Annotated in this window: 19 protein-coding genes; 13 read left to right on the top strand and 6 right to left on the bottom strand. The window is 54.2% G+C overall.

Annotated features, from left to right (window positions below; genetic code table 11):
- Positions 1-40: 40 nt before the first annotated feature.
- On the top strand, positions 41-877 hold the full coding sequence (locus tag XI25_RS02290; RefSeq protein ID WP_046677181.1) for an aldo/keto reductase: 837 nt from the start codon (positions 41-43) through the stop codon (positions 875-877).
- 115 nt (positions 878-992) lie between these two features.
- Here XI25_RS02290 and XI25_RS02295 read toward each other — a convergent pair whose 3' ends face one another.
- Positions 993-2,510, bottom strand: coding sequence for an MDR family MFS transporter (locus XI25_RS02295; protein ID WP_046677182.1), 1,518 nt, complete (start codon positions 2,508-2,510; stop codon positions 993-995).
- A 252-nt stretch (positions 2,511-2,762) separates the two neighbouring features.
- Here XI25_RS02295 and XI25_RS02300 point away from each other — a divergent pair, with 252 nt between their 5' ends.
- The 10 genes from XI25_RS02300 (at position 2,763) to XI25_RS02340 (ending at position 13,748) form a co-directional block, all read left to right on the top strand.
- On the top strand, positions 2,763-2,957 hold the full coding sequence (locus XI25_RS02300; RefSeq protein ID WP_046677183.1) for a tautomerase family protein: 195 nt from the start codon (positions 2,763-2,765) through the stop codon (positions 2,955-2,957).
- A gap of 89 nt (positions 2,958-3,046) precedes the next feature.
- The gene (locus tag XI25_RS02305) at positions 3,047-3,940 is read left to right on the top strand and encodes an ABC transporter permease (protein ID WP_046677217.1); all 894 of its coding nucleotides are present in this window, start codon (positions 3,047-3,049) and stop codon (positions 3,938-3,940) included.
- A gap of 16 nt (positions 3,941-3,956) precedes the next feature.
- Entirely contained in the window at positions 3,957-4,835 is an 879-nt protein-coding gene (locus XI25_RS02310) for a carbohydrate ABC transporter permease (protein WP_046677184.1), read from the top strand.
- Between the two features lie 35 nt (positions 4,836-4,870).
- A complete protein-coding gene (locus XI25_RS02315) occupies positions 4,871-5,932 on the top strand; it encodes a response regulator transcription factor (RefSeq protein ID WP_046677185.1) in 1,062 nt (353 codons plus the stop codon).
- On the top strand, positions 5,932-6,768 hold the full coding sequence (locus XI25_RS30975) for a cache domain-containing protein (protein WP_052759423.1): 837 nt from the start codon (positions 5,932-5,934) through the stop codon (positions 6,766-6,768). The genes XI25_RS02315 and XI25_RS30975 overlap by 1 nt, the downstream gene beginning before the upstream one ends.
- Positions 6,747-7,766 carry a sensor histidine kinase gene (locus tag XI25_RS30980; protein ID WP_082112177.1) on the top strand — a complete coding sequence of 340 codons (1,020 nt, stop codon included), beginning with the start codon at positions 6,747-6,749 and terminating at the stop codon, positions 7,764-7,766. Before XI25_RS30975 ends, XI25_RS30980 begins: the two co-directional genes overlap by 22 nt.
- Before the next feature lie 36 nt (positions 7,767-7,802).
- A complete protein-coding gene (locus tag XI25_RS02325) occupies positions 7,803-8,570 on the top strand; it encodes an SDR family NAD(P)-dependent oxidoreductase (protein WP_046677186.1) in 768 nt (255 codons plus the stop codon).
- 50 nt (positions 8,571-8,620) lie between these two features.
- The gene (locus XI25_RS02330; RefSeq protein WP_046677187.1) at positions 8,621-10,975 is read left to right on the top strand and encodes a DUF4962 domain-containing protein; all 2,355 of its coding nucleotides are present in this window, start codon (positions 8,621-8,623) and stop codon (positions 10,973-10,975) included.
- A gap of 152 nt (positions 10,976-11,127) precedes the next feature.
- Positions 11,128-12,681, top strand: coding sequence for an extracellular solute-binding protein (locus tag XI25_RS02335; RefSeq protein WP_046677188.1), 1,554 nt, complete (start codon positions 11,128-11,130; stop codon positions 12,679-12,681).
- Positions 12,594-13,748: a GDSL-type esterase/lipase family protein gene (locus XI25_RS02340; RefSeq protein WP_235439625.1), complete on the top strand. Its 1,155-nt coding sequence runs from the start codon at positions 12,594-12,596 to the stop codon at positions 13,746-13,748. Before XI25_RS02335 ends, XI25_RS02340 begins: the two co-directional genes overlap by 88 nt.
- 113 nt (positions 13,749-13,861) lie before the next feature.
- Here XI25_RS02340 and XI25_RS02345 read toward each other — a convergent pair whose 3' ends face one another.
- Complete coding sequence (locus XI25_RS02345) at positions 13,862-14,890, bottom strand: serine hydrolase domain-containing protein (protein ID WP_046677219.1); 1,029 nt, start codon at positions 14,888-14,890, stop codon at positions 13,862-13,864.
- The gene (locus XI25_RS02350) at positions 14,890-15,762 is read right to left on the bottom strand and encodes a LysR family transcriptional regulator (RefSeq protein WP_046677220.1); all 873 of its coding nucleotides are present in this window, start codon (positions 15,760-15,762) and stop codon (positions 14,890-14,892) included. The genes XI25_RS02345 and XI25_RS02350 overlap by 1 nt, the downstream gene beginning before the upstream one ends.
- A 130-nt stretch (positions 15,763-15,892) precedes the next feature.
- Here XI25_RS02350 and XI25_RS02355 point away from each other — a divergent pair, with 130 nt between their 5' ends.
- Complete coding sequence (locus XI25_RS02355; protein WP_046677189.1) at positions 15,893-16,882, top strand: zinc-binding dehydrogenase; 990 nt, start codon at positions 15,893-15,895, stop codon at positions 16,880-16,882.
- Between the two features lie 128 nt (positions 16,883-17,010).
- Here the strand turns inward: XI25_RS02355 and XI25_RS02360 are convergent, their stop codons facing one another.
- Both XI25_RS02360 and XI25_RS02370 read right to left on the bottom strand, forming a co-directional pair.
- A complete protein-coding gene (locus XI25_RS02360; protein WP_046677190.1) occupies positions 17,011-17,874 on the bottom strand; it encodes an alpha/beta fold hydrolase in 864 nt (287 codons plus the stop codon).
- A gap of 223 nt (positions 17,875-18,097) precedes the next feature.
- Positions 18,098-18,442: a PadR family transcriptional regulator gene (locus XI25_RS02370; protein ID WP_046677192.1), complete on the bottom strand. Its 345-nt coding sequence runs from the start codon at positions 18,440-18,442 to the stop codon at positions 18,098-18,100.
- A gap of 126 nt (positions 18,443-18,568) precedes the next feature.
- On the opposite strand from XI25_RS02370, the gene XI25_RS02375 reads away from it, so the two are divergent.
- Positions 18,569-18,844, top strand: coding sequence for a hypothetical protein (locus XI25_RS02375; protein WP_046677193.1), 276 nt, complete (start codon positions 18,569-18,571; stop codon positions 18,842-18,844).
- Positions 18,845-19,046: 202 nt separating this feature from the next.
- On the opposite strand, the gene XI25_RS02380 is transcribed toward XI25_RS02375, so the two are convergent.
- Complete coding sequence (locus XI25_RS02380; RefSeq protein ID WP_046677194.1) at positions 19,047-21,521, bottom strand: UvrD-helicase domain-containing protein; 2,475 nt, start codon at positions 21,519-21,521, stop codon at positions 19,047-19,049.
- Positions 21,522-21,624: the final 103 nt, after the last annotated feature.

Below are 21,624 nucleotides of genomic sequence, written 5' to 3' on the forward strand. Positions count from 1 at the left end.
AAAACCGTAATAAGATTACATAAGTTTAGGAGGGATTCGTATGACAAATCCGGCAAACCAAACTTTTACCGACGGGCCAACCCTGCATGACGGCGTTAAAATGCCATGGCTGGGCCTCGGCGTATACAAAACCCAGGAGGGCGAAGAAGTCATTCAATCCGTCAAATCCGCCATCGCGGCAGGCTATCGGAGCATTGACACCGCGGCTATATACGGTAATGAGCAGGGCGTGGGACAGGCGATCCGCGAAAGCGGCGTGCCCCGTGAGGAGCTGTTTATCACAACCAAAGTATGGAATGCCGACCAAGGCTATGAGTCCACGCTGAAGGCGTTTGAAACGAGCCGTAAAAAACTCGGCCTCGAGACGCTCGATTTGTACCTCATCCATTGGCCGGGGAAGGATACATATAAAGAGACTTGGAAAGCGCTGATTCATCTGCAAAAAGAGGGTCTCGTGCGCTCCATCGGCGTCAGCAACTTCCAGATCCGCCATCTGCGCGACATTATTGAAGATTCCGGCGTGGTGCCTACGGTGAACCAGGTCGAGCTGCACCCGCTGAACAGCCAGAAGGAGCTGCTTCAATATGCGCGCGACAACAAGATCGTGCTGGAGGCCTGGAGCCCGCTCATGCAGGGCAACCTGGACCAGCCGGTTCTGGCGAGGATTGCCGAGAAGTACGGCAAGACCATCGCCCAGATCATCCTGCGCTGGGATCTCCAGAACGGAATCATCGTGATTCCGAAGTCGGTGAAGGAACACCGCATCCGCGAAAATGCAGGCATTTTCGATTTCGAGCTGTCGGCCGAGGATATGGCTGCGATTGACGGCCTGAACGAGAACAAGCGCTTTGGTCCGAACCCGGACGAGTTCTTCTAATATCCAATTCATAAGTGCTGCCGTCCTTTGAACAGGATGGCAGCGTCTCTTCAGAAATTGAAAGGCGAGGCATCCGCAATTTTGCGGCTGTCCTCGCCTTTTTTTGCTGCATTCTTTAATTCTCCTGAGGCCCGGGTTCTTTCGGCCTTACCGCTACCCGCTCATTTCCCATCATCAGCACGAAGACGAAGGCCAGAACGGCCGGCACAAGCGCCCACAGGAAGGACCGGGAGATGGAGTCGGCCAGCGAGGATACGACATGCTCGCGGATGGCCGGAGGCATCTTTTCCAGAACATCGGAAGACATGGCCGCATCGGTATCAAACGATACGCCGGCCGGCGCTTGGCCTCCCGTAACGCCTTCCGCCAATCTGTTCGTAAATACGTTTCGCTGGACGATGCCGAAAATCGTTATGCCCACGGTCATCCCGAGCGAACGCAGGAACGAGTTCGTCGACGTGGCCGCACCTCTCTGGCGTACATCGAAATTGTGGATCGACGCCATGCTGAGCACCGAGAAGGAGAAGCCGACCCCAAAGCCCGTCAAAATCATGAACAGGGTGAGCAGGGTGCGGGACGTCTCCGGACTCAGCGTGCTGAGGCAGAAAATGCCGGCGATGAAACAGATGGACGACACGATCATGATGTTGCGGAAGGAGGTTTTGGTCGTCAGGATGCCGCCAAGTTGGCTTCCCGCCACGCTGCCAAGCATCATCGGCATCAGAATGAGGCCAGAATTGGTTGCCGTACCGCCGTAAACCCCGGATACGAAAATCGGAATATAGACGGTAGCGACGATAAAGCCGGCTCCGTAAAAGAGAGCAACCGCATTGCTCGAAGCGAACAGACGCTTTTGGAACATTTTAAACGAGATGATCGGTTCGGCGGCTTTGCTCTCGGCAACCAGGAAAATGATGAGCAGAACCAGGAATCCGCCGAACAAGCCAAGAATCTGCGGAGAATCCCAAGCGTAGGTCTTCCCTCCCAGTTCCAGCCCGAACATAAGGCAGACGACGGCCCCGACCAGGGTGGCAGCCCCGATCCAGTCGATCTTCTGCTTCACGTGCGACAGCGACTCCTTATAGGCGGCAAGAATGAATATAAAGGATACGATGCCGATCGGCAGGTTGACGTAAAATACCCATTCCCATCCGATATGATCCGTAATCAAGGCGCCGAGCAGCGGACCGAGGATGCTGGACGTGCCAAACACCGCACCTAAAAGGCCGGTCATCTTACCGCGCTTCTCCGGCGGGAACAGGTCGAACACGATCGTAAACGCAATCGGCATCAGCGCGCCGCCGCCGATGCCCTGAATCGTCCGGAAAATAATGAGCTGCAGCATGCTGTCCGCCATCCCGCACAAGGCCGATCCGGCGAGAAAGACGACAAGCCCGAAAATATAAAACCGCTTCCTCCCGTACATGTCGGACAGCTTGCCGAAGATCGGGGTTCCAGCCATGACGGCAACCATATACGCCGAAGTGACCCATACGATTTGATCGAAACCGCCGAGGTCTTCCACGATGGTGTACATGGCTGTAGCCACGATGGTATTGTCCATGGCCGACATAAGAATGCCGAGGAGAAGCCCTGCTACCACGAGCTTGATGTTGCTTTGTTGCGCATTCATGAAAATGCGGCCTCCTTTTCTATGTACATATTTGTATAAACGGTGTTTCTATTTTAGCCGTTATGAAGCGGTAAAGGCAAGAAATTTAAGGAAAATATGAGGTTTTGAAAATGGTTTTCCGTATGCTCGCAACCTAAAAAAAACACAAATACATGAAAAGACACTCTATTGTTCCAAACCGTCAGCCGGAGTAGGATAGACACAAGCTTTTTGTTAAGCGCTTACAAATACAGATGGAAGGAGCACGGACCTATGCCGCAAATCAGCATCAAAATGTACGAGGGGCGCACGGACGCTCAAAAGCAGGAGATCGTCGAGGTGTTTACCCGGGAGCTGTCCCGCATTATCGACCGGGAAGCTGAGTACATCTCCGTCACATTTCAGGAAATCCCTTGGGACGACAATGTTCCCGATAACTTGAAGAAAACCAGAGAGCAGGGGGGATGAGAACCTTGAATCAGACGGAAAGCTTCTCCGGAGCCGCCGTAAACGGTCTTCCTTCCCCTTCCGCTGCACGGGCGAAATCAACCGGGTGGATACGCTACTTTTGGAGGTACAGAACCCTGTACCTGCTGTCCATCCCCGGCATCCTGTATTTTCTGCTGTTTAAATACGTCCCGCTGCTGGGCTCGGTGATCGCTTTCCAAAACTACAATATTTTCAGCGGCTTTGCCGGCAGCGAATGGGTAGGCTTGGCCCACTTCAAAGAGATGTTTGCGCACTACGATTTCATGAGAATCCTGAACAATACGCTGCTGCTCGGACTATACGACCTGATTATCGCTTTTCCGGTGCCGATTCTTCTGGCCCTGCTGCTGAATGAAATAAGGATCACCGTATATAAGCGTTTTCTGCAGACGGTGGTGTATATGCCCCACTTTCTGTCCTGGGTGGTCATCAGCGGCATATTTATCGGCATTTTCTCGACGGATACGGGCATCGTCAACAAAGCTCTGGGATGGTTCGGGATTGACCCGATTTATTTTCTTGGGGAGGATTCCTATATAAGGTCCATCCTGATCGGCTCCGGCATCTGGCGGGACTCCGGTTACGGAACGATTATTTTCTTGGCGGCCATTGCCGGAATCAACCCGGATTTGTATGAAGCGGCCGAGGTGGACGGCGCGGGCCGGCTAAGGCAGACGCTGTCCATCACCATACCTTGCCTGCTCCCGACGATCATGATTCTGCTGCTGCTGCATATCGGCAAGTTCCTCGACCTCGGTTTTGAACGGGTTTTTGTTTTCCTGAATCCGCTCAATACGGAAAGCGGGGAGATTCTCGATACGTATATTTACCGTGCGGGACTGCTGTCCCAGCAGTACAGCTACACGACGGCGATCGGACTGTTCAAATCGGTTGTCGGGCTTGTCCTCATCATGGCGGGCAATCTGTTCAGCAAAAAAACGACCGGCGAAAGTCTGTATTAAGCGGGAGGGACATCCTATGCGCATACCGAGTACACGTTACCGGATCTTTAATGTCGTGAATATCATGCTGCTTACGCTGCTCTCCCTGACGATGATTTTGCCGTTCATTAACGTACTGGCACAATCCTTCAGCAGCTCCGAGGCGATCATGTCCGGGAAAGTCACCTTGTGGCCCGTCGATTTTACGTGGATCAATTACCAGTACGTCTTCAGCGATGTTTCCATCTGGAGGGCGTTCGGCGTATCGGTGGGCATTACGCTTGCGGGGACGCTGATCAACCTGCTGGCCACGGCCACCCTCGCTTACCCGTTATCCCGGCCGGAGTACAAGGGGCGCGGCGCCGTTGTCATGTTCGTGCTGATTACGGTTGTGTTTTCCGCTCCGCTTATTCCTAACTTCATTCTGATGAAAGAGCTTAACTTGGTTAATAATCCTCTGGTCCTCATCGTGCCGGGAGCGATTAATGCCTTTAACTTTTTCGTGATGCGCTCGTTTTTTATGCAGCTGCCGTCGGAATTGATCGACGCGGCCCGGATCGACGGATGCGGCGAGCTTGGCATTATCGGACGGATCGTCCTTCCGTTATCCAAGCCGGTGATGGCGTCTCTCGGCATTTTCTATGCGGTGGCCCACTGGAACGCCTACTCCTCGGCTCTGTATTACCTGAACAATCCGGCCTGGTGGCCGATTCAGGTCAAGCTGAAGAAGCTGTTCGAAACCGATGAGCTGTCCATCGACCCGGGCACGTCCGCCTTCAGCACATTGGCGCATACTTCACCCGAAGGGATCAAAATGGCGACCATTATCATTGCAACGGTACCGATCATTATCATCTATCCTTTCCTCCAGCGGCATTTCGTGAAAGGAGTCCTGGTAGGCTCTGTCAAATCATAGAAGAATGACATGAGTCTTGAGAGAGGGGTGCCCTGATGAATCATGCCCGCGAAGTCAAAATACTGGTAACCGACGACGAACCGGTCATCCGGATGGGATTGTCCAAACTGATCGAGCAGTCCGGCGTGCTGAATTGCGAAATCCGGCATGCGGGAGACGGGGAAGAGGCGCTGCGGTTGATGAAGAACTGGACCCCGGACCTCCTGTTTACCGACATCCGCATGCCGGTCATGGACGGTCTGGAGCTGTGCCGCCGGCTTTCGGAGCGGCAGAGCGGTACGCAGATCGTGGTCGTATCCGGTTATTCGGATTTTGAATATGCCAGAGCCTGCGTCGATTACGGCGTGAAAAGGTATTTGCTGAAGCCGGTAAACCGCAAGGAGCTGGGGGAACTGCTGGAAAAGCTGAAAACCGGCATACGGGCGGATCACTCGTCTTCTTCCGCGGCCCTGCTCTCCATTAAGGAGCTGGATGCGTGGGCCAAACGGCTGGAGCTTGCCGTGTGGGAACTGCGGGAAGGGGACGTTGAAGCCATTCTGGAGGAGTGGGAAAACCATTATCCCGGATATGCGCTGACCCTGCAAGCTGCGAAGGAACTCTTTCACGCGCTGGGCACGACGATATGCGGCAAGCTGGAAGCCAGGGGCGCGGGGCTTTCGGAGTTGCAGCCGGATTACGGCTATTGCGAAACCACGGAACAGAGCGGAAAAGTTTTTGCGGACGGCGTGCGCCGACTGCTGCATGAACTCCGGCAAAAGCGCCTCGGCAGCCGCAAGCTGCTGGTGGAGGAGGCCAAGGCTTATATTGAGCGCCATCTGGACCGGGACGTCTCCCTTGAGGAGGTAGCCGAAAGGCTGGGATTGAACGCTTCCTATTTCAGCCAGCTGTTCAAGCTGAAGACGGAGGAGACGTTCGTACAGTACCGGATCCGGCGCAAAATGGAGCTGGCCAAACGGCTGCTGGAAAAGCCGCACTACCGCATTACGGACATCTCGTATGAGGTCGGTTATGCGGACCACCCCCATTTTACGAAAACCTTTAAGAAGGTCGTCGGCTGCACCCCGTCGGAATACCGCCAGAAGCTGGGGATCGAGTAATGCGGGGAAGCCTGTCGATCAAAATATTCAGTTATTTCGCCGTCGTTATCATCATGTCCCTGTCCATCATCGGCGGGTTTACCTACCTGTATGCGTCGAAAGCGATCGAGCGGCAGACCGCGGATAACATAGCGCAGACGATCCGCAATACGGCGTACCAGACGGATTTATATTTGAAGAATTATGACAGGGCGACATATACGATTTTGTCCAGCAACGACGTGAAGAGGTTTCTCGACATGGATCCGGATGACAGCTATTCTTATTTCTTTTATACGAAGCAGATTCAGGGCAACGTGCTGCAGCCGACCTTTTTGACGTATCCTCAGATCGCGCATATCTATCTGATCGGCCGCAACGGCCGCATGGTTGCGGATGACAACCAGACGCCGGCTTCCTTTCCCCACGTTGATGCCAAGAAGCAGTTCGACAAGCTGTGGAGAAAGACGCCTGGGAACGGAACGGCGGCGATCCTGACGCAAAGCATCCGTCCATCCCGGCCCAAAGGCGCGGTCACGATTGCCCGCCGGGTGAGAGGCATTGCCTCTTACCAGCCGAACGGGGTGCTGGCGATGGAGTTCAATTCCCGCGAGCTGTCCCGTATCTGGGGGGAGCTTGACCTTGGGACGGACAGCTTCGTGTATGTGCTGGACCAGGAGAACCGGGTCGTGTATGCATCCGAACGGAAAGGGGCGGCGGAGGCCCTGCCGAATGAAGCCGTAAAACGTACGGCCCTGGAAAATTCCTTCCGGCTCAAGATGGGAGGGGCGGAGAGGTTGTTCGTCACCGAGCGTCGGAGTTTTCCGGCTGGAGAGTGGTGGCCTCCGTTCCGCTGAATGAACTTCAAAAACCGGTCATTACCATCCGCCGGGCGACGATTATGGTCGGCATTGCGACGCTTGTCATGACGCTGCTGGTGGCTTACCGCTTCGGGGCATCGATCGTCAAACCCGTGCGGACGCTGATGCACGGGATGCGGGAGACGGAAAAAGGAAACTGGCAGCGTATCGACGACAACAGGCGCAAAGGGGAAATCGGTGTCTTGATCGGGCGTTATAACACGATGGTTTCGCGTCTGTCCGAAATGATCGAAAGGGTGTACCAGAGCGAGCTGGATCAGCAAAAGGCCATGCTTGAACTTCAGCAGGAAGCGCTTGAACGCAGCCGGGCCGAGTTTCAGGCGCTTCAGCTCCAGATGAATCCCCACTTTCTCTACAACACGCTGGAGACGATTAAATGCTACGCGGTCGTCCAGGATTCCGAGGAGATTACGGAGATGGTGGAGTCGCTTGCGCTGATGCTCCGTTATGCGATCCAGACGAACCTGGAGGAGATCACGGTAGCCAACGAGCTGAAGCAGGTGCTGGCCTACATGGCGATTCTGAAGCATCGGATGAACCGGGAGGTAGAGATCGAGGTGGTCATTCCGCCGCCGCTGCTTCTTGAAAAAATGGTCCGGCTGACGATGCAGCCGTTGATCGAGAACATCGTTCAGCATGCCTTCCCGAACGGGATGAAGGACGGAAGTTATATCCGGATCGACGCTCGGCGCGATAAGGATCGGTTTTACGTGATCGTGGAGGATAACGGAGCGGGGATGCCGGAAGAGCGCCTGAACGAGCTGCGCGAAAAGCTGAAGCTGAACCGCCTGGCAGGCAACGGTCCGGGGAGCGACCCTGTTTACCACTCGGGCGGCATCGGTCTGATGAACGTGCATCGCCGTATTCAGCTGGTGTACGGGGAACAGTTCGGATTGACGATCGAAAGCGCCGCTGGTGCCGGCACGACGATGATCATGACGATGCCGGCGGATGCCAAACAAAAGCGGCTTTGAACGGAACAAATCATTGGCGAACAGGAGGAATAAATGATGAATATCACTTTGCAAGACAAAATTGCCCTTGTAACAGGCTCCAGCGGAGGGATCGGCGCGGCGGCCGCAAGAATGCTCGGCGCCTGCGGCGCCAAAGTGGCGGTCAACGGCTTGAACCACATGGAACAGGCGGAAGCCGTGGTGGCAGATATACGCCGGGCCGGTGGAGAAGCCGCCGCATTCCGGGCCGACGTCACGCGTGTGGATGAGATTCGCGGGATGATCCGGGCCATCGAAGAGAGGTTCGGCGCGGCGGTGGATGTGCTCGTCAACAATGCAGGCCACCTTGTGGAGCGGAGCCCGATTGCCGATATGAGCGAGGATTTGTACGCCAGAATCATGGATGTGAACCTGAAAAGCGCCGTCTTCGTTTCGCAGGTGGTGATTCCCGGCATGAAAGGAAAAGGCGGCGGGCGAATCATCAACATGACGTCGGTCGCCGCCCATAACGGAGGCGGCCCCGGAGCTTCCATCTATGCGGCATCCAAGGCAGCCGTCATTGCGTTCACGAAGGGGCTGGCCAAGGAGCTTGCGCCTGACGGGGTAACCGTTAACGCCATTTCCCCGGGCTTTATCGGACAGACCGCATTTCACGCCACCTTTACCTCCGAGGAGGCGCGGGCAGCCTCGATCCGTTCGATTCCGCTCGGACGCGAGGGGGCTCCGGACGACGTGGCCAAAGCGGTGCTGTATCTCGCATCGGAGCTGGGCGATTTTGTGACCGGGGAGACGATTGAAATTAACGGCGGCATGTTCATGCGCTAAGGCGGAAAGGAGTGAATGGGATTGAGACCCGCACGACGCAGGAGGAAACAATGGCGGAAATCGCGTTGTTTCAGCCGGAGAGCAGCATGTTTACCGTGCAGTACGCACCGGGCGACCAGACGGTCATCACCGAAAACCCGCCGCGGTTTACGTGGATGGCGGCTCAGCAGGAGGATGATGCGGCTTACGTTCTGCAGATATCCCCGGACGAAAGTTTTGCGCCCGAAACCGTATGGGAGTATAAGCCGCTGCCGTTTAACTTTTTCACCCCGGACCGGGCACTGCCGCCCGGGGGCTATTATTGGAGATACGCTTTAATGGAGTCTGCGCCGCAGGACAACGAAACTCCGGGCGGTACGCTGCATCCGGACGACGGGCGGAGAATATCGTCCTGGAGCGTAACGCGGCGTTTTGACATTCCGGAAGATCTGCCGGAAACGCCGCTGCCGCGTCGAAATGACCGTTATCCCGAACAGGGAGCGGCTCTGGCGCATCCCCGCCTATGGCTGAACCCCGGAAGATTGAAGGAACTGGCTTTGGCGATCCAGGATGGACCAATGGGCGGCGCGTGGGATGATTTCATGACCGCCTCCGTGAAACCATGGATGGAAGCGCCTCTGAAAGAGGAGCCCAAACCGTACCCCGGCAACAAACGGGTTGCTCCTTTGTGGCGCCAGATGTATATCGATTGCCAGGAAGTACTGTATGCGGTCCGGCATCTCAGCATCGCGGGACGCGTGCTGAACGATTCCGATATGACAGCCAAGGCCAAGGCCTGGCTGCTTCACGCAGCCGGTTGGGATCCGGAAGGGACGACGTCGCGCGATTATAACGACGAGGCCGCGTTCCGCGTTGCGGCGGCGCTGGCGTGGGGGTACGACTGGCTGTACGACGAGCTGAGCGACGTTGAACGGGACTTGGTACGTAGCCGCTTGCAACGCCGGACAGAACAGGTAGCCCATCACGTGATGGTCCGGTCCAAAATCCATCATGTCCCGTACGACAGCCATGCCGTCCGTTCGCTCTCTTCGGTGCTTGTCCCGTGCTGTATTGCTCTCCTGCACGAGGAGCCGCAGGCGCGCGAGTGGCTGGATTATGCCGTCGAGTACTATGCCTGCCTGTATTCCCCTTGGGGCGGCATGGACGGGGGCTGGGCGGAAGGACCGATGTACTGGACGACGGGGATGGCCTATGTCACGGAAGCGCTGAATCTGCTGCGGAGTTACGCGGGCATCGATTTTTACCGGAGGCCCTTCTTTCAAAAAACGGGAGACTTTCCGCTGTACGTGTACCCGCCGGATACCATCCGAGTAAGCTTTGGCGACCAGTCTACGCTTGGCGACCCGGTCAATCTCAAGACGGGCTACAACATCCGCCAATTTGCGGGGGTGACCGGAAATCCGTGGTATCAGTGGTATTACGAGCAGGTGAAAGCGAACGATCCGGGAACCGAAAAGGCGTTTTACAACTACGGCTGGTGGGATTTCGGATTCGACGAGCTGGCCTACCGTTTCGATTACCCTCAGGTGGAAGCCGGGCCGCCGGTATCGATCGAGCCCCTGAAATGGTTCCGGGACGTCGGATGGGTCGCCATGCATCATCGGATGGAGGACCCGGACGAACATATCATGCTGCTTGCCAAGTCGAGCCGCTACGGATCGATCAGCCACAGCCATGCCGACCAGAACAGCTTTCAGCTCCATGCTTTCGGCGAGCCGCTCGCGGCAGACACCGGGTATTATATCGCCCATGGAAGCTCGTTCCACAGGAACTGGCGCCGCCAGACCCATTCCAAAAACGGTATTCTCATCGGGGGAATCGGGCAGTATGCGGAGAACAACAAAGTGTTTAACATGGCTGCTGCGGGGAACATCGAGGACTGCGTTTCGAACCCGGGATTTCAGTATGTAAGGGCCGACGCGACGGCAGCTTACGCCCTGACCGTGCCCCATGCGAAAAGCGTGATTCGGGAAATTTATTTCCTGCAGTCGTCCTACGCAGTCATCGTGGATTCGCTGGAACTCGAACAGCTGGATACGGTCCAGTGGCTGCTGCACGCCGTATTTCCAATGGAATTGAAGGGGCAGTCGTTCGAGATCAGGGGCCGGAAAGCGGGGCTAAAAGGGACCTTTGTGTACAGCTCATCCGGCGAGATGAAGCTGTTTCAGAGCGATGTTTTTGAAGGCGTCGATCCTGCCGAATACGAGTCGCTGCCGAAGCATTACCACCTCAAGGCGGAGACCCGGGCCGCCAAAAGCCACAGGATCGTAACCCTGCTGGTCCCGCATAAAGCGAATGAGCCGAAATACGTGCCCTATTTTCTGGACGATCAGGATCATGGCCTCCATCTCTACTGCACGGACAAGGGCATGACGCAGAAAATCGAAATTCCGAAGGCTTATTAAAGGAGGGAAGCCGGAAACTGCTGGAAGGCCTACCTAAAAATAAACCAAAAACATCTAAAATGGCCCCCTTGTTCGGGCATCGGAGACATTTTAAGATGCGTATTGAAAGCGCTTTTACATGAGTTTGATTCCATGAAGAAAAGAGGGGTATCATGAAAAAATGGTTCAGCTCCGGCGCTGCTCTGCTGCTGGCGGCGTCACTGCTTGCGGGCTGCGGCAAGGCGGAGGATCCCGGTTCGGCGGCCGGCTCGGCAAAGAAGGAAGGAAACGGGTTCTCCATCTCGATGCGTACGCTGGCGTTCGGGCATGTCGAGAGATCGCCTGACATCAATCAGGATAAATGGGTAAAGAAGCTGGAAGAGCTGACCGGAACGGATCTGAGTATTATTTTGGTACCTCACAAGGAATACGAGCAAAAAATGGTGCAGATGTTCGCAACGAGCGACATTCCCGATGTCGTTCAGGGAGACGGCGGGGTCAACGGCAAGGAAATGGCCGGGTCCGTCGAAGCCGGGGTATTCCTGCCCCTGGACGATCTGCTGAAGGAGCATGGTCAGAACCTGCTCAAAAAAGTGCCCAAACAGGCATGGGACAAAGTGACCTCGAACGGCAAAATTTACGCCATCCCGGAATATTTGTCCAATCCGGCGCGCCGGGCAACCTGGATCCGAAAGGACCTGCTCGACAAGGCGAAGCTTGAAGTGCCCAAGACGGTCGAGGACACGCTTACGGTGCTGAGGGAGTTCAAAAAAATGGGCGTGGAAAATCCGTATATGGGACGCCAGGATTTCAAGTATGCGGATACCTTCTTCGGCGCTTACGACGTGATGCCTTTCCTGTCCATGATGGAGCAGCAGGGGGATCAGATCGTCCCCAAATTCATGGATATCGAGAACATGGAGAAGGCGCTCACGGTTTATAAAACGATGTACGACGAAGGCCTGATCAACAAGGAGTTTGCCACGATCAATGCCACCGACTTCAAAAATACGATCCTGTCCGGCAAGGCCGGCATGTGGACGATGAACGCCAATGAGCTCATTCAATGGCAAAAGCAGCTGTCGGAGTCGGACCCGAATGCGAAAATCGAGCTGATTCCGTCTCCGGTCGGTCCCGACGGCAAAGGCGGGTATCATCTGTACGGACCGGTTACCAGAGCTTTTTTCATCAACAAGGATGCCAAAAACCCCGAACAAATCATCAAGTTCTTCGACTGGATGGTTTCCGAGGAAGCGGAGAAGTTTTTCACCTACGGAATCGAGGGCGAGACCTATACGGTCGAGAACGGAAAAATCAATTACAAGGCGCCGACAACCTCGGCCGGCGTTGACGAGGAACGTTACCGCCAATCCTTCCTCTGGATGGTGCAGGACACGACCTACAATAAGGGGACGCTGTCGCTTACGGAAGAGGGGCGCCATTTGATGAACGTATATGATACGATTTTGGCCAAGGAAGGACGGGACGGCATCATCTTTGATCCGCGACTGGATGCGCTGACCCGAAATCCGGACATCGCGATGAACTCCGACTCGGCGCCGCCGCTGCTGCTGACCCATATGATCAAGATGGTTTACGGCAAAGAGCCGATTTCCGATTGGTCCAAAGCCGTGGAGGAATGGAAGTCAAAGGGCGGCAGCGACGTGATCAAGGAAGCGACGGAGAAATTCAATGCCAAGCAGGGCGTAACCTTGCCGCGCCGTTAAAGCCGATGATGGAATTCAACCATTGTTATTTTCACAATGTCGCGGAATTGGAAGAGGTTCCCGGCATGCCGGGCTGGAGACTGCAGCGGTTTCCCGAAAAAGTCCGGCATCGCCTGTCTTCCAAAGGGCGGAGCAAGGCGGTCCAGTCGAACGGGTGCGAGATCCGGTTCGTCACGGACTCCGACAGGGTCCGGCTCACCTTATCCGCTTGGGACGAGGGAGGAAGCGTCCTGATTTTCAAGGGGGACTACTTCCATTCCAAAGCGGACGTCAAGGGAGGCAGGATGCAAACGATCGAGCTTGAAGATCCGGAGCGATTCCTGGGCGTGAAACCCGAAATATTATCGTCGGGGAGCTTTTCCCCGAATGTCTGGAGAGTGTACTTTGACCGGTTTAACGCGGTATTTCATGCGCTGGAGGCTTTTGGGCATGACGTCAGACCTCCGCGGCCCGGGGAAATGCCCGATCTGAACATGCTCGTCTATGGTTCCTCCATCACCCAAGGGGCGGGCGCCATGCACCATTACACGGGATATACGCAGCGGGCAGCCCGCCGGTTGTCCCTTGATGTCGTGAACTTGGCTCTAAGCGGATCGTGTTACTGCGAACCGGAGCTTGCCGATCATATTGCCGAAAAAAAGGATTGGGACCTCATTTTCCTGGAGATCGGCGTAAACATGAGGGGCCGGTTCCCTATCGATGTGATTCGTGCCAGGTCGGCGTACCTGTTGGACCGCATTTTGGAAAAACATCCTGCAAAGCCGGTGTTCCTGACGACGATTTATCCCAATCGCGCCACCTTCGCCGCGGATGAGCAGGAGCCGTTCACGGTAGAGGAGAAAAAGACGAACGACTGGCTTCGGCAGTATGCAAGGGATAAGAATCATGCCCATCTCCATCTTCTGAAGGGGAGCCGCATCCTGACCGAATTCACGGGCTTGGCAAGCGATCTGATCCATCCTTCGGATGACGGCCATATTCTCATGGGCGAGAGGCTGGCCGGGTTCCTCGCTCCTGCGGTGTCCCGGCTTCGGGAAGAACGCAGACAGGCGAGGGAGGGCCGCTGAAATCAGCCTTGCACCGATAGCATTCACGCCAAAGAGAGCCGCAGCTGACTCACGAGAGTCCGTGCGGCTCTTCATTTTTCGATTCTATGGATCATATCGATGATTCGCAAAATCTATGGCCGGTTCATCTCATCCTCGATGCCGATCATCATATCGAATGCACCCGTCGATTTATTGGAGCATATCACAACGTTGACCGATTGCTCGGGATAAAAAGCGGAGTGGAAGTTCACTCCCGGGTCATACCCCATCACATGATATTTTAAAACGGAGCCGTTTTCATTTTTCTTGATCCAGACGCCATAGCCATAGAAGTTATGATTTTCGTCCACCCGAGCGTGGGAAGTGAGCAGCTGCCGAGTATAGGCTTCATTTAGAAGCAAATGATTCATTATCGCTTCCCACAGCTTAACCATATCATGCACCGTTACAAACGCTCCGCCATCCGAACCGCCTTTTGCAGGCAAGGAATAGATGTTCGTTTTCCAGGTTCCATCCTTAAAATCAATATAGCCCTGTGCCGTATTAGGGGGGAGAGCATCAAATTCAAAATATCCCGAATCCGCCATGCCGGCTTTTCTGAAAATATGTTCCTGAACATATTCAGCAAAGCTAAGCCGACTGGCTTGTTCAACGATTAAACCGAGCAAAATATATCCCGCGTTATTATAGTGAAACCGTTCTCCCGCTTTAAATTTCATGGGTTTGTCCTGGAATAACGGCAAGAAATCCTTTAAAGCCCGTACTCGGTACATCGGGGTTTCGACCCATAATTCTTCAAAGTCGTCCATGGTTTCCTCGTCGAAGTAGTCGGGTATGCCGGAGGTATGCGTCAGAAGATGATGTATGTTTATTTCTTTATCGAAGTTCGGAAAGTTAACGTCAAGGCAATCTTTTAATTTGGAGTCGAACGAAAGCTTCCTCTCCTCCACCAGCTGACAGATGGCTATTGCCGTGAAAAGCTTGCATCCCGAGGCGATTCCATACCGCGTGCGGGCATGATTTTGCAATTGCTCGGAACGATTGGCATACCCGTGGCTTACTTCCGCCAGTATTTCCTTATTCTCTTGAACAAGGATCGTACCCGAGAATTCGTTCTTGGTTTGGATATCGGCGATGCGCTTTTTCATATTCAGGTTCATCATGGTTTCGAACACTCCTCGCTTGATTCCATTGCACGGATGAATTCAGATAGCGCACTTGAGCGGACAAGGACCCGTTTATACACAAAACACACCTTCAGTTCCCGGTATCCTTCCGGCAGGCGGTGAGATGCGATGCTTTCGGCTTCTTCTGCTTTGGCAACCGACGACTTCGGCAGCAAAGATATGCCGAGGCCTGCGGCTACCCCGTTGATAATGACTTCGAGCGTTCCGTATTTCATCATTTGGGAGGAAGCCGAGCCGTTTTCATTCAGGAATTGCTCGACCTTGGCCCGGTGCGAACACCCGACGTCGAATAATAATACGGGCTTCGCAAGCAGATCGTGCATATCGCTTTTCCCCGATGCGGAGATCAGCACCAATTCCTCTTCAAAAGCCGTTACGGACGCCAGATCGGGATCATCGATGGGGCCATATACAAAAGCGCCGTCGAGCTCATGTTTCAGCACCTTTTGCAGCAGACCGTGCGTTTCACCGGTGACAAGCGACAGATCTACGTCCGGGTACCGCGAATGATACCACGTTAATATGGGCGTCAGATGAACGGCGGCGGCAGTCTCGATCGAACCTAACCGGAGCGGACCGGCAGGATGCTCCGAAAATTGCGTGGATTTCACGGCATCGTCCATCAAAGCCAGGACTTTGTCCGCATACGTCAGCAGATTTTCGCCGGCCGGCGTTAATGTCATTCCCCGATTGGACCGAGTGAAAAGAGGTACCCTCAACTCTGTTTCAAGGTGTTGAATCCGGTTGGTCACATTGGATTGCACATAGTTCAGAACTTGCGCAGCCTTCGTTATGCTGCCTTCGCGGGCGACGGCTTGAAATATTCTCAAATCTCCGCTTTCCATGTTCATGTCACCTGCTTGGTATGATGATTTATGATAGTCGCCATCGATTATATTCATTTTACCGGCTTTCATCCTCCCGGTACAATTTCATTATAGGCCATACCATACAACTTAAGGGAGGAATTTTCTTGTGAAAGCCGTCGTACACAGCGGAACAAGCGGATTACAAGGCTTGTCTTATCAAGATATAAGCGACAGGGAGCCGGGCTTTGGGGAAGTGAAGGTGAAGCTTAAAGCCGCCGGATTGAACCATCGGGATTTGTTCATCATGGGAGCCAGAACGGAAAAAGATGTTCCCCTCATCATCGGCTCCGACGGCGCAGGGACGATCGAATCCATAGGCGAAGGCGTGACCGGGCTGACCCTTGGTTCGGAGGTCATCATGAATCCATGTATCGGATGGGAAAGGGCAGAGGAGGTGCCGCCTGTGCCGGCCATTGTGGGAGGGCCTTCCGATGGGACCTTTGCCGAGTTTATCGTTGTTCCTGCGGAAAATGCCGTCCGCAAGCCGAAGTATCTGTCCTGGGAGGAAGCGGGCGTGTTGCCTTTATCCGCCCTGACCGCCTACCGGGCCCTGTTCACGAGGGGAGGCCTGCAGCCGGGGCAGCATGTTCTCATTCCGGGCATCGGCGGCGGCGTGGCGACTTTTGCCATGCTTATGGCTTTGGCAGCAGGAGCACGGGTTACCGTTACTTCAAGAAGCGAAGCGAAGAGACAAGCCGCGCTCTCCTATGGGGCCCATCGCGCACTCGACAGCCATAGCGATTGGAAAGAAGATATAGGTGCCCGTTCCGTCGATCTGATCCTCGACAGCATCGGACCCGCAACGTTCCCGCGATATTTTGATGTCATTAAGACCAACGGCCGGATCGTGACGTTCGGGGCAACCTCCGGCGACAACATAGAAATTCCGATCCGGGGTATTTTCTTTCCGCAAATCAGCATTATCGGCACCTCCATGGGCAGCAGCGAAGAGTTTGCCGGGATGCTCCGGTTCGTGGAACGCCATTCGCTGCATCCTGTCGTGGATAACGTATATCCGTTACAAGAAGCAGATCGGGCTTTTGAGCGCATGCGGCAGGGAGAACAGCTCGGGAACATAGGGATAAGGATGAACTGATCGCAAGCAGAACGACTTCATCGTCCTTCTTAAAGGATGATGAAGTTTCTGCGGGTTTCTGCGAGTAATACATATGAGTTAGATGATTTCCGATTAAGGGGAACGCTTTGCCGAAGCATGGGGTTCGCTCATTGGCCATTTAGATTGGAATCAAGCCAAGGACGCAAGACAGGCAGTACGTTGGCCGCTTGCATGGCGCCTGTGTGGTCGAGTCCTTCCAAGATTCGAACGTCCCAGCCTGCCTTTTCGATCTCTTCATTTTGACGGAGGAGAGGACCGACGATGTCCACGCGAACATTTCCCCATGGTTCTCCGTAATCAATGCGGTCGGCACTTCCGGCAAAGCAGAGGCGGGGGCAGACAAGCCGGGATTGAGCTTCCCTGTCATTGAATTCCTGCAAGGTTTGATAAAGCGTAACAAACTGTTTGGTTTGATCTTTATTCATCGTCACTTCGACATTGGACCAATCGTAATCGTCGGAGCTTTGGCTTTTGCTTCCCGGATTCCCTTGCTTGGGATTTGAAACCGATCGGGATTGTTTATGAGTCGCCATCGTGACCTGCAACATCTCTTTATAAGGTCCGTGAATCGGGGGGAAGCCGCCCATAATCAGAGCGGTAACGCGGCGGGTTCGAAGGGCAAGCTGCATTCCGCTCAGTGCAAGCCATGAGTAGCCATAGTAGGCAAACCGGTCTGCCCCGGCCTCATCCGCAATCGCGATAAAATCCTTGGCGATAGAATCGGGAGTCAGGGTGTCGGGTTTGGGGTTGCTTAATACGTGTCCTTCATAATCGAAGGTTATCACGCGATATTTATCGCAAAGTCCCTCAATCAATGCCTGCCCGAGAGCGGGATCAGCTCCCCATTTCCTCATTTCATCGGCTTGGGGCCCTTTCACCGGTATAGGATTAACGGGTATTAATATAGCCGGACCCTCGCCTTGAATTACGATGTCTATCGTATTTCCGTCATGCATTGTGGCCTTCGTCATTTATACCGCTCCTTTGGGTTTTCGTCCTTGAACACATATTTTCCCGACTCTAGGGATTCCAGTATTTTCATGGTATTTGATGCTTCATTTTCTACGTAACTGATCCATATACCCACAAGCTCGGGGTGTCTGGAAGGATCGGGCGGGAGCTCTTCGGTAGGCAGCGTTTTTAAAAAGGCGGCCGAATCCTTTAGAGAACCATGGCGTTCTTTTAACAGGGTGATCACTTTTTGCCGGGGTAACATTTCCATGAAGCAATGCCGACCGCAAACAACTGAATATCGTTATTCTTAAGCGTCGATTCGAGAAGGGATTCAAACTCGGCGCTACCTTGTGCGGTTATCGTGTATTCCGTGCGCGAGGGTCCAAGCTTGGCTTGGTTTTCAGAATCAACCGCGCGGATCATTCCCTGCGACTCCAGCTTTTCAAGGGCATGATAAATCGACCCCGGTTTTACATTGGTCCAGGTTTCGGCACGCCAAGACGTCAGGTCGCTGTATACGCCATAGCCATGGCTGACGCCCCTTCGAAGAATCGAACCCAAAACAAGCAATCTTACGGTAGACAAAATCAGGCTCCTTTCAACAGTTGATCACTATTCAAATTTGATTAGTGTGTATAGAGCATAACGGAAATTTGTTATCTAGTCAAATTTGAATAGTAATATGATAGAAGGGAGCTTCGATTTTGTTTTATGATTTGGGGGCACCCTGTTTTTAAAAGCGGCATGATTTTTGTCGGGATCGAGGATATCTTTTCGGCATCGTGGATACTAAACAATTACGTCACCTCATTTGTGATTGAGGAGTACCGAATCAAAGAAGCAGCAGACGAGGACTTGATTGATTCATTTGAGGCGCTGCCTTTCGACATTTCAAGTTTTGATAGGGACAGAGAATATCAATTTGGATTAGAGGTGTTAGTCGAGGGATTTAAAAGTAAGGTGAATGAAACTTCGGCTCAAAAATAGTATTAATCTATCACCTATTAGGCCCCTCGCCACTTCACCGGCTTTTCAGCCGGCATGAGGCGGGAGATTTCAAGAATACCGGCGTAATCGCCAGGTTTTTGATAAGGCTGTCTCCGTAGTTCCAACGGATAGGATTAATGATGGGGTTCATACAGATCATTTCGAGTCGTAACATGACTTCGGAAAACCTGTTTTCTTCGTTCTACCGCCTTCTAACCGAAACGGCGGCTTCCTTCATGCCCGGTTTCATGGGCGACCCGCACAGCGGACAGGCTTTTCCCCCTTTCGCTTGCGGCAAAACGGAGTCCATGCGCTGCCAGCCCCGGCAGGCCGGGCCCGAGCACAGCCATGCGCGAACCGTTTCGGTGCGTACGGGTTCGGCATTTACGGTTATGCCGGGAGAATTCGTGCTGTCATTCCCGAAGTAACCAGAGTTGATAGAAGCATGCCCTGTACGGCTGTCCCTGGGGTAACCCGAGTTACTACCGGCCAGGCCGCCTTCGCGATATCTCGTGAAACTACTCGTTTTAGCGGCATTGCCGTATCCGCCGTTTCGATTGCCGTTAGCGCGGCTTTCGCCTTTGACATTCCGCTGCCCCTTGGCAGCCGCTGTTTCGTTTTCAATCCGAAACACGCTTTGCAGGAAGCGGGAAACCTCAACCTTCCGGCCGCGATAGAAGGAGGGAGAGCTGATGATCAGTTCGTCCTTGGCGCGGGTGACGGCAACGTAAGCAAGCCGCCGTTCCTCTTCCAACGCATCGATTCCTTTTTGCTGCTTGGGCGTAAGCGGATGGTTATCGTCCAAACGTCCTGCTTCCAGGGAAGACGAGTGCGGAAGAATGCCTTCCGAGGCTCCGATCAGGCAGACGGACGGAAACTCCAAGCCCTTCGCTTTATGGATCGTCATCAGTTTCACGGCATCGGCGGAGTCATCCTTTTTACGCGCGGCCATTTCCCGGTGGATATCGATAAGACGGTCGACGAAGCCAACGAAGGAGGCGACGTCCTTAAACCGTTTGGCTGAAGCTTCCAGCTCGTCTAGCCCCTCCTGAATGAACTCTTTATGCATCGTAAGCTCCTGCGAGCCGTCCGCCTCGAGGTATTTATCGTAAAATCGCAGCCGGATTTCGCGAATGGCGTCTGCGGGCTCGAGCCCCTTCAGCGATTTGATCATTTTGGACCGTTCCCGGATCTGCTCGACCTGAAAATCTTGAAGCCCGGGATAGGTGAGCAGATGGGCAAGCGGTCCCTTTTTAGGCCGTGGGGCGTCCTTTTCGTGAATAAATGCCATGCCCTTGTCCCGGTTGATATAGAGGGTGTTCAGAATGCCCTCCATGGCCTTGAAATTCCTTCGGTCGAGCGAGAGGCGCAGGTGATCCATCACCGGCTTGACCATCCACTGCTCGTAAAACAGGTCTCCCTGCTCATAATGAATGAACGGTATTTCTTTCATGACCATCTGCTCGAACACGGCCCGGCTGTTATTGGACGTACGGTAGAGGATCGCATAATCGCCATAGTTTTTCCGTTCCTCGCCGACTTCCTGGACAATATGCTTCAGCAGCACCTCGGCTTCCTCATCCGGATCTCCCGGACGAAGATACAACGGGACGCTGCCGCTTTTTCGGGTGGACAGCAGCTTCTTGGGTCTGCGGCGCTTGTTCTCCTCTATGATTTCGTTACCGAGGCCGACAATGCTGGAGAGGGAGCGGTAATTCACGCCCAGCGTGACGACCTTGGCGCCGGGGAACGTCTGATCGAACTCCAGAATAAACTCGTTCCGCGCGCCGTTAAAACCGTAGATCGTCTGGTCGTCATCCCCGACAACCATCAGGTTGGCGTGAGGCCGAACGATCAGCTTCAGAAGCTCGTAGGGAAGGAGGCCGGTGTCCTGGAACTCGTCGACCATGACGTAACGGTAGCGTCGCTGCAGGGAGGAGAGAAGTCGGGAGTCCGAAGTCAAAAGGCGGTGAGACAGCACGAGAATATCGTCAAAATCCATCTGGCCGTTTTCTTCCTTCCACGCTTCATACCGGGCAAAAATCTGCTTTTGCTCGACCTCCGTCGGCGTGTTTGCCGGCAGTTCGTTCAGGCCGGTCATATTCATGCGGTGGGCGGACCACAGCGACAGCAGCGTCTCCGCCTCGTAGCCGTCCCGGAGCCCCATTTCCCGCAGGATCCGCTTGACGATAAATTGCTGATGCCTCGCATTGCTCAGAATTTCTTGGCGGAACCCGCGGGTCCTTAGCAAATACAGAAAAAAAGAATGAAATGTCCGGGCCGTTACCTTGGCCGCTTCTTTGGCCTCGAGCCCGGGCAGGCTCATGATCCGCTCCTTCATCTCCGTCGCCGCCTTCGAGGAGAAGGTCACGAGCAGGATCGAGGAGGGATCGGCCTTTCCGACAGCCATCAAATAGCCTGCACGGCTGACCAGGACCGACGTTTTGCCCGATCCGGCCCCGGCCAGGGTCAACAGAGGGCCTTCCCTGTGCCGAACCGCTTCAATTTGCGTCCGGTTCAGGAACAGCCCCTTCGCTTCAAGACCGCGGAAAAAAGCAGCATCCGCGGCTTGGTCGCTCACCAGTTCGCGGCTTGTCCAGGACGAAGCGAGCTCGGCGAACGGGAGGTCCCGGCGGTTACTGCCATAGGGGCGTTTATAAAAAAGGTTGGATGTCATAAAACTCACCGATCGTTAGTAATTTTGTTTAGGCATGTAGATCTCTTATGCAACATGCCTAAACAAGTTTACCGGATTGTCGGCGGTCTGGAAAGGACTTCGG

It is taken from the genome of Paenibacillus sp. DMB20, assembly GCF_000987955.1.
Lineage (GTDB): Bacteria > Bacillota > Bacilli > Paenibacillales > Paenibacillaceae > Paenibacillus_AQ.